The sequence below is a fragment of the uncultured Veillonella sp. genome (genome assembly GCF_934190855.1).
Lineage (GTDB): Bacteria > Bacillota > Negativicutes > Veillonellales > Veillonellaceae > Veillonella.
The window spans coordinates 1-1,847 of sequence record NZ_CAKPTN010000232.1 but is presented as its reverse complement, the minus strand read 5'-3'; the positions used below and the strand labels follow the sequence as shown (position 1 = coordinate 1,847).

Below are 1,847 nucleotides of genomic sequence, written 5' to 3'. Positions count from 1 at the left end.
GTATATATATGATGATTTATCTTCATTTGCTTTGATTGATTCTTTAGTTGATGAGCTTGATCAGTATAATGTACGATTTGATTTTGCAAGATATTCATCATATAGAAATAATAGTCAATTTTATTGTGGTAATAATAATGTTTGTGTAGATTTATATGAATTGTATCAATTTATAATAACATTAGTATATTCCTTTAGATTGTCTTTATCATATTTAATCCTTTGTATTGACAGTGCTGTTCAACCAGATCAAGAAGATTTTATATTATTTTGTGAGAATAAAGCAAATTATAAAGATAATGAAGATGATGAAGACGCTTTTGAAAACTTTATTTTTAAAGATGTAACTGGATTTTATTAATTATTTATTGTAGAACAATTATTTTAATTGTTTTATCTAATTCTCTTTATGATATCATAATAGATATAGACGATGAGGAGGCTACTATGGCAATTAGCAAAGAAATACAAAAGTCTAGCGAAATGAAATTTGATGGTAAGTTAATTAAAGTTACTTATGATATAGCAGATGTAAATGGTAATGAAGCGTGGCGTGAGGTTGTTCATCATCCCGGAGCTACAGCAATCGTAGTTGTTACGGAAGATAACAAAATTGTAATGGAGCGTCAGTTCCGTTATGCTTTGCAACAGCCTTTGCTTGAGATTCCAGCAGGTAAACTGGATCCTAATGAAGAGCCTCTAACTTGTGCTAAACGTGAGTTAGCAGAGGAAACAGGGTATCGTGCGAACCAATGGATTCCATTAGGTACTATTGCAACAAGCCCTGGATTCTGTAATGAAGTGTTACATTTATATTTAGCAAAAGACCTTACTATGGGTGAAACTAATTGGGACCCAGATGAATATGTTGAGCTTGAGTATTTCACGTTGTCTGACTTATTAGAGGCTATTAAGGCTGAGCAAATTAAGGATAGTAAATCCTTAGCAGCTCTAATGTTAGCTATGCCTTATCTTAAGTAGTACTTTATTTTCATAATTATATATAGTATAATTAACACATAAAGAGAGCCAAATAACGTGCCGTTAGCGTTAGGCTCATCTAAAATAGGGAAATTTGATGATGCCTAACGTGTTGAGGTGGTAGGATACCTCATACGTTAGGCGTTTTCATTATTATTTACGGCTATTAAAAAATATCGTAATCATAATAGTAATGATTGCTACTATGAGTATAGAAAAATCTATCATTATAGATAGCGATTCATATGTTGTCATAGCATCACCTCCTTACGGAGATGAACCTAACTCACGTTATTTGACCCTTAAAGGTAGTATAGCATGGATTATTCTGCTTGAGTATTACAATAGGAGTACTTATGTATAAAAGAATTATTTTATTAGTTATGGACTCTGTTGGTATTGGTCATGCCACTGATGCTGCAAAGTTTGGTGATGAAGGTTCTAATACTTTGGGCCATATTGAATCGACGGCAGGTCAAATTTATTGTCCTAATTTAAAATCAATTGGCTTAGGTCGCATTGCTGATATTTCTGATACTGGTGAAAGTATCAAAGGTGCTTTTGGCCGCATGGCAGAGCTTAGTACTGGTAAAGATACGACTAGTGGTCATTGGGAGATGATGGGGCATCCCGTTACTGTTCCATTCCCAACCTTTTATGAAGGTTTTCCTAAGGAATTGATGGATACTTTCACAAAAGAAACAGGCTATGGTTATTTAGGTAATGAAGTTGCATCTGGTACAGAAATTATTGAACGTCTAGGCGTAGAGCATATTAAAACAGGCAAGCCTATTGTATATACCTCAGCGGATTCTGTATTCCAAATTGCCGCTCATGAAGATGTGATTCCTATCGATGAGCTATAT

3 protein-coding genes and 1 pseudogene are annotated in these 1,847 nt (G+C 33.8%); 3 read left to right on the top strand and 1 reads right to left on the bottom strand.

Features of this window, described 5'->3' with window-relative positions; translation table 11 throughout:
* Together Q0F90_RS09115 and Q0F90_RS09110 are read left to right on the top strand one after the other, a co-directional pair.
* The coding region (locus Q0F90_RS09115) for a hypothetical protein (RefSeq protein ID WP_296004960.1) at positions 1 to 361 on the top strand (361 nt) is incomplete at its 5' end.
* An 86-nt stretch (positions 362 to 447) separates the two neighbouring features.
* Positions 448 to 981, top strand: coding sequence for an NUDIX hydrolase (locus Q0F90_RS09110; RefSeq protein ID WP_296004958.1), 534 nt, complete (start codon positions 448 to 450; stop codon positions 979 to 981).
* A gap of 153 nt (positions 982 to 1,134) precedes the next feature.
* On the opposite strand, the gene Q0F90_RS09260 is transcribed toward Q0F90_RS09110, so the two are convergent.
* Positions 1,135 to 1,236: a putative holin-like toxin gene (locus tag Q0F90_RS09260; protein ID WP_367113435.1), complete on the bottom strand. Its 102-nt coding sequence runs from the start codon at positions 1,234 to 1,236 to the stop codon at positions 1,135 to 1,137.
* Between the two features lie 101 nt (positions 1,237 to 1,337).
* Between Q0F90_RS09260 and Q0F90_RS09105 the strand changes: the two are divergent.
* A pseudogene (locus tag Q0F90_RS09105) lies at positions 1,338 to 1,847 on the top strand (phosphopentomutase); the annotation flags it as partial.

What these genes read in the sequence shown, in the direction of transcription:
- Q0F90_RS09110 (WP_296004958.1), top strand. Translation starts at nt 448, where the DNA reads ATGGCAATTAGCAAAGAAATACAAAAGTCTAGCGAAATGAAATTTGAT.
- Q0F90_RS09260 (WP_367113435.1), bottom strand. Translation starts at nt 1,236, where the DNA reads ATGACAACATATGAATCGCTATCTATAATGATAGATTTTTCTATACTC.